At 57.7% G+C, this 6,644-nt stretch carries 5 protein-coding genes; 1 reads left to right on the forward strand and 4 read right to left on the reverse strand.

The genetic code is table 11. The annotated features are described in order from the left end of the window. The 4 genes from ACYVRZ_RS12860 to ACYVRZ_RS12875 form a co-directional block, all read right to left on the reverse strand. A partial coding sequence (locus ACYVRZ_RS12860) for a hypothetical protein (RefSeq protein WP_461227423.1) occupies nt 1-413 on the reverse strand: 413 nt, incomplete at its 3' end. A 292-nt stretch (nt 414-705) separates the two neighbouring features. Then, the gene (locus ACYVRZ_RS12865) at nt 706-2,610 is read right to left on the reverse strand and encodes an LPXTG cell wall anchor domain-containing protein (RefSeq protein ID WP_461227425.1); all 1,905 of its coding nucleotides are present in this window, start codon (nt 2,608-2,610) and stop codon (nt 706-708) included. A 183-nt stretch (nt 2,611-2,793) separates the two neighbouring features. Then, nucleotides 2,794-5,658 carry an LPXTG cell wall anchor domain-containing protein gene (locus tag ACYVRZ_RS12870; protein ID WP_461227427.1) on the reverse strand — a complete coding sequence of 955 codons (2,865 nt, stop codon included), beginning with the start codon at nt 5,656-5,658 and terminating at the stop codon, nt 2,794-2,796. Next, on the reverse strand, nt 5,643-5,981 hold the full coding sequence (locus ACYVRZ_RS12875) for a hypothetical protein (RefSeq protein WP_461227429.1): 339 nt from the start codon (nt 5,979-5,981) through the stop codon (nt 5,643-5,645). Before ACYVRZ_RS12875 ends, ACYVRZ_RS12870 begins: the two co-directional genes overlap by 16 nt. A gap of 551 nt (nt 5,982-6,532) precedes the next feature. On the opposite strand from ACYVRZ_RS12875, the gene ACYVRZ_RS12880 reads away from it, so the two are divergent. Continuing rightward, a partial coding sequence (locus tag ACYVRZ_RS12880; protein WP_461226614.1) for a sugar phosphate nucleotidyltransferase occupies nt 6,533-6,644 on the forward strand: 112 nt, incomplete at its 3' end.

The raw sequence follows: 6,644 nt of genomic DNA on the forward strand, positions 1-6,644 counted from the left end.
ACGGTCTTAACCGCGGCCTTGACGCCGGCCTGAGCGGCGATGACGGCCTTGGACGCCGCCTGAATTTCGGCGGTGCTGGAGTAGTTGGCGGTGACCGAGCCGTTCTCGGCGGCCGGCTTGGCGGTCAGCTGCACGATCACGTCGACGTAAGCGTTTTGCTGCTGCTTGGTCGTCATGGTCTGGTAGTTGATACCCTTGGTGGCCAGCTGGTCGATGATGGCCTGGCGAACCGGGCTGGTGCCTTCCGCGATCGTCGCTGCCTTGGTGGCAGTCGTGCCGGTCTTGGCGATTGATTGTAGCTGTGCGTTAATATCCGCTTTGACTTGTGTCTCGAGGAATGGTGAGACCGCTAATGCCCCTAAAGCCGCGGTGCTCGCCAGAAAAATCGTTAATTTACGATTCTTAAGCTTCACAATGACCCCTCCATGCTTTTCAAAAAATTTGAATTGCCTTGGTTAGCAATATGGCCATTATAATCATATTAGCTAGATTTGTCGCCATTTTTTAACGAAGTGCTCATAAAAAATTCAAAAATGCCGAAACCGGCCGCTTACAGCGCTCGTTTTCATTTTCAACCAAACCATCATTGTAAATAAATTAGATTTGCAATTAAGTTCTTATGTTCGCATTTGATTGAGCGACGGCATCAAAAACGCCCCGCAGCTTTGCGCTGACAGGGCGATTCGACAACGATGAAAAATACCACTAGGTGCGTTTCTTGAGCGCGGTCCCGGCCAGGCCGAACAACGCGCCGACTACTGCGAAGACGCCCAGGGCAGAGGCAACATAGTTCACCTCGTCACCTGTCTGGGGCAGATTTTGCTTGCTCGCAGTGGTTTGACTGCCAACTTTGACCGCAGTGGTCATCACTTGGGCCTTGGTTGCCGGTGTTGTGACTGCAGGCGTCACCGCTGGCACAGGAACCGATGGCCGCGTTCCCTGCACCGGCTTGTGGCCGTGTCGGTGCCCCCTGCTTGGCTTGTGGCCCATTCCCGGTTTCGAGCTGTCACCGGGCTTGGAACCTGGTTCGGTTGTCGTGCCCGTCCCTGGATCGGGTTTGGTTCCAGGATCAATCGTGGTCCCCGGGTCGGTCGTGGTGCCTGTCCCAGGATCAGTCGTGGTGCCTGTACCCGGGTCGATCGTGGTCCCATCGCCTGGTTTCGTCCCCTCACCGGTTTGGCCTGCGAACTTGGCCGAGAGTCGCGACTGCTCACCGAGCTTGAACTCGTTGAACGATGCATTGTCTTGGTCCAGCTTCGCCTTGGCCGCAGCTGCAGCCAAGGCGTTTCTGGCCGCGATGTCAGCGGCGAGTTGCGCGGACTCCTGCGCCTTGAAGGCGTTGAACGTCTGGTTCGCCTGATCTTCGCGGAACTTCGCCAGCTCTGCGGCCTTTGCGTTCTTCGCCGCCACGTCGGCTGCGAGCTGTTGATTCTCCGCCGTCTTGTAGTCGTTGAACGTCTGGTTCGCCTGATCCTCGCGGAACTTCGCGAGTTCGGCACCCTTCTCGTTCTTCGCCGCCACATCGGCTGCCAGTTGCTGGGACTCCGCCGCTTTGTAGTCAGTGAACGTCTGGTTCGCCTGATCCTCGCGGAATTTCGCGAGCTCGGCACCCTCCGCGTTCTTCGCCGCCACGTCGGCTGCGAGCTGTTGATTCTCCGCCGTCTTGTAGTCGTTGAACGTCTGGTTCGCCTGGTCCTCGCGGAACTTCGCGAGCTCGGCACCCTTCGCGTTCTTCGCCGCCACGTCGGCTGCGAGCTGTTGATTCTCCGCCGTCTTGTAGTCGTTGAACGTCTGGTTCGCCTGGTCCTCCCGGAACTTCGCCAGCTCAGCCCCTTTTGCGTTCTTCGCCGCCACGTCGGCCGTAAGCTGCTGGGACTCCGCCACCTTGTAGTCATTGAACGTCTGTGCCGCCTGGTCCTCGCGGAACTTCGCCAGCTCGGCGCCCTTCGCGTCCTGCGCCGCCACGCCAGCCGCAGGTGTCGCAGGCTGGCCCGGTTGGTCGGCCGCCGAAAGCTTCTCGAGCGCGGCCTTCATGCTATCTTGCAGGGCTTGCGGCACCGCCGCCTGTAAAGCGCCTGCGGCCAGCGCATCGCGGATCGCAAGCTCCTGCTGTGCCACGGTCGCATTGGCTGCGGCAAGGCCGGTCGCGGTCGTCAAGTCGCCGCCGTCAATCGCATCGATGACCGTTTGGTACACGTTGTTCAGGCGCTGCTGAATCAACGCGTCTTTTTGGCTGTCGCCAAGCTCGCCCAGCGCGGTTGTCATGCCGTCCAGCAGCACCTGCGGGATCGCCGTCTGATCGGCCCCGGCCGCCACCGCGGCGGCGATTGCCGCATCCTGCTTCTCCACTTCGGCGTTGACCGCGGCGATGCCGGCCGGCGTGGTCAGGTCGCCGCCGTTGACGGCTGCAATCACGGCCTGGTAGGCGGCCTCCAGCGCCGCCTGAGCGTCTGCCGGTGCGGCCGCGGTGACGGTATCATCGGCACGGACGACCTGCGCGGTTGACGGCGCGGCGATCAGTGCAGACAGCAATGCGGCGGAGACGACCCCTGCGGCCACCCAGCCGCGGCGGGTCTTGTAGAGCTTCTTGGCGCCATTACGAGTTCCCATTCGTACTCCTCCTTGTTCTGCCAACATACCCAATGAAAAGACTACGCCCAAAATGATATTCGCTGTCATCGTAGCCGTCAAATTTTAGCTCCAGGAGAAAAAGTTGAAGTGTTTAATCGTTTTAACGCATAAAAAAGAAGCCTGCCCGGAGGCAAGCTTCTTCTTATTGTTCAGGTTAAGCCATTAGGCACGCTTCTTGAGGGAAGTGCCGGCCAGGCCGAACAATGCGCCGACAACTGCGACAACACCCAGGGAGGAAGCGACAACGTTCACGTCGTCACCGGTCTGTGGGAGGTCCTTCTTGGTCGCCGTGGTCTGATCGTTGGTCTTAGCAGCGGTCGTCTTCACAGCAGCCGTGGTTGCAGGCGTCTTAACGGCAGGCGTGGTCGTTGCAGGCTTGGTAGCCGGCGTCGTTGCGGTGCCCTTGTTGGCGAACTTAGCGGACAGACGGGAAGCTTCGTCCAACTTGTATTCGTTGAAGGAGGCGTTGTCTTGGTCCTGCTTAGCCTTGGCCTTAGCGGCAGCCATGGCGTCGAAGTGCGCGATTACGCCCTTCGTGAAGCCAGCGGAGAAGGCATCCTTGTAAGCGTCGGACTTGCCATCAAGAGAAGGCAGAACCGCACCGGTTTCGCCGTACTGGTAGCCGGCCTTGTAGCCAGCCAGCTTGTCGAAGTGAACTTCGGAGCCAGCGGTGAAGCCTTCGGAGAAGGCGTTCTTGTAGGCGTCGGACTTGCCGTCAAGAGAAGGCAGAACCGCACCGGTCTCGCCGTACTGGTAACCAGCCTTGTAGCCGGCAGCCTTGTCAGCGTTAGCCTGAGTCGTTGCGTCTTGGGTAGCCTTGGCGTCAAGAACGGCCAGGTGACCTGCGTAACCTTGGGTGTAAGCCTTGGAGAAGGCTTCCTTGTAGGCGTCAGACTTGCCAGCCAGGTCAGGCAGCGTTGCGCCGGTCACACCGGTCTGGTAGCCAGCCTTGGTCCCAGCCAACTTGTCGGCGTAAACCTTGCCGCCATCCGTGAAGCCCTTGGAGAAGGCTTCCTTGTAGGCGTCGGACTTGCCGGCCAAATCAGGCAGAACCGCGCCAGTTTCACCGTACTGGTAGCCAGCCTTGTAGCCAGCATCAGCAACAGTCTTGGCACTCAGGCGGGAAGCTTCACCCAACTTGTATTCGTTGAAGGAGGCGTTGTCCTGGTCAGCCTTAGCAGCCGCAGCAGCAGCGGCAGCAGCGTTCTTAGCCGCAACATCCTTGGCGAGTTGAGCAGCTTCTTCAGCCTTGTAAGCGGTGAAGGAGGCGTTGTCTTCGTTAGCCTTGGTCGTCGCGTTTTGAGCAGCCTGGGCTTCAAGAATTGCCTGGTGAGCTGCAAAGCCCTGGGTGTAAGCCTTGGAGAAGGCCGTCTTGTAAGCGTCGGACTTGCCATCAAGAGAAGGCAGCGTTGCGCCGGTTACGCCGGTCTGGTAGCCAGCCTTGGTGCCAGCCAGGGTGTCAGCGAAGGTCTCGCCGCCCTTGGTGAAGCCAGCGGAGAAGGCTTCCTTGTAGGCGTCGGACTTGCCAGCCAGATCAGGCAGAACCGCACCGGTTTCACCGTACTGAACGCCAGCCTTGTAGCCAGCCTGCTTGTCGGAGTAAACCTTGCCGCCATCCGTGAAGCCCTTGGAGAAGGCTTCCTTGTAGGCGTCGGACTTGCCGGCCAGATCAGGCAGAACCGCACCGGTTTCACCGTACTGGTAGCCAGCCTTGTAGCCAGCAGCAGCTTCAGCGTTAGCCTCGGTCGTTGCGTCTTGGGTAGCCTTGGCATCAAGAACAGCCAAGTGACCTGCGAAGCCCTGGGTGTAAGCCTTGGAGAAGGCTTCCTTGTAGGCGTCGGACTTGCCGTCAAGAGATGGCAGCGTTGCGCCGGTCACGCCGGTCTGGTAGCCAGCCTTGGTCCCAGCCAACTTGTCGGCGTAAACCTTACCGCCTTCGGTGAAACCACCGGAGAAGGCCGTCTTGTAGTCGTCAGACTTGCCGGCCAGGTCAGGCAAAACCGCACCGGTTTCGCCGTACTGGTAGCCAGCCTTGTAAGCTGCAAGCTTTTCGCCGCGAACGGCAGCACCAGCGTTGAAGCCCCGTGCAAAGGCAGCCTTGTAAGCCTCGGACTTGCCAGCAAGAGAAGGAAGGGTTGCGCCGGTTTCGCCGTACTTGTAGCCGTCAGCGTAAATAGCGTCGGTGTCTTCAACATGGGTCGTGCGATCGCCGGTACCAAAGTCCGTATCAACCGCAGCCTTGCCGTTAACCACGATGTAAGCCTTGCTCAGCTTCTTCGGCGTTGCGGTGCCCGTGTAGTCAACGAAGGAAGGATCGTAGCTTGAGCGACCGGTATCGATGGTGTAGCCTTCCGGAACGCCGCTCTTGATAGCGGATTCGTACTTATCGATGGAAGCACCAGCCTGGTCGTAAACGCGCTTGGAGCTCAGGATCTTGCCAGTCGCGCCGTCGATGTAGTCAATCTGGTAAGTCGTGGTGCCAACCGCAGATTCAGCCTTCTTGTTCACATAGATGTGAGCCTTGCTGATTGTTGCAGCAGACTTGCCGGTTACTTTTTGAACAGTCGGATCCTTATAGTTGATGAAGGTCGGATCGTAGCTGGTTCCCTTGGCGCTAATCACGTAGCCTGCAGGAACGTTATCCTTGATGGTAGACTCGTACTCGTCGATGGACGTGCCGGCCTGATCGTAGATTGTCTTGGAAGCCAGAATGTTGCCGGTACCGTATTCGATGTAGTCGATCTGGTATGCGGTCTTCGCGTTGGACTCCTTCAGCGCGGTGGCAGCGTCATCGGCAGCCTTGGCCGCAGCCTTAGCAGCAGCAACGAAGGCATCAGCAGCAGACTTGGTAGAAGCCAATTCGCCGTCAGCGTTGAAGCTGGAGTTGAACAGGTAGTCAATGTCACCGTTGAAGGTCCGGCCGGTCTTGGCATCGGTCAGGTTGCCGTTAGCGCCAAGGATAGCCTTGTAGGTGTTCTTCAACGTGTTGTTGAGGCTCTCAACGGCTGGCTTCAGCGCAGCGACCAATTCGGCACGCGTGGTGTGATGGCCCCGCTGTTGACCTGGCCGGAAACGGCATCGAAGTCACCGTAGAAGCTCTTGCCAGTGGCTGGGTCTGTTTGGTTACCAACACCGTACTGGCTAACGGCCTGCTTGGCCTTCTGGATGGTTGCCAGCAAGTCAGCCTTGGTGACGGCAGCCTGCGCAGTAGTGGTTGTGTCGCCGGCAGCAGCAGATACTTGTTGCCCGCCAAGTGCCTGGACGCTCAGCAGCGTTGCGGCGGCAACCCCTGCGGCGATCCAGGTTTTGTGCGCCTTATAAAGTTTCTTTGCACCATTACGATTGCTCATGTGCTTATTCTCCCCCTAAGTGGAATATAATAGTAGAAACACCTGTGAGACAGCAGCCCAGACGAGCCACGTCACTAACCCAGATTATAATGCTCATTTGCACCTTCGTCAAAACAATTCTAATCAGACGATGTCATTTTTATAATTGAACAATATCAGTATTCAAAACAAAAACACAGGTATTCGGAGATTGTTCCTTTGCATTTATGCAAACGGTTTGAATAACTGAGATGACGAACCGTTTACCCGCGACACGACCTGTCGCCCCAGCTGAGCAGACAACGGGTCGTCGTTATTTATTGATCAATTTCCGCAAAATGTATAACAAATGCGCTGAACGAGTTTAACCGGCCTTTTCGGCTTAGTTTCAAAATTTAAATTTGTTTTCCTGTATTTTGATAAGTTTTTTCTTGAACTTGTGCAACCCGCTCGCGGCCGCCCCCTTGACAGCCGCCGCGGTATCCGCTAAGCACCGCTCTGTTGCGCTTTTCCTACCAATTTCGGACCGATTAAGGTATGGTTGGGTTATCACAGACATGGAGGGATTTCACATGAAAGTTCGCAAGGCCGTGATTCCGGCCGCGGGGCTCGGCACCCGCTTTTTGCCGGCCACCAAGGCGCTGGCCAAGGAGATGCTGCCGATTGTCGACAAGCCGACCATCC

The sequence above is a fragment of the Lacticaseibacillus suihuaensis genome (assembly GCF_054785075.1).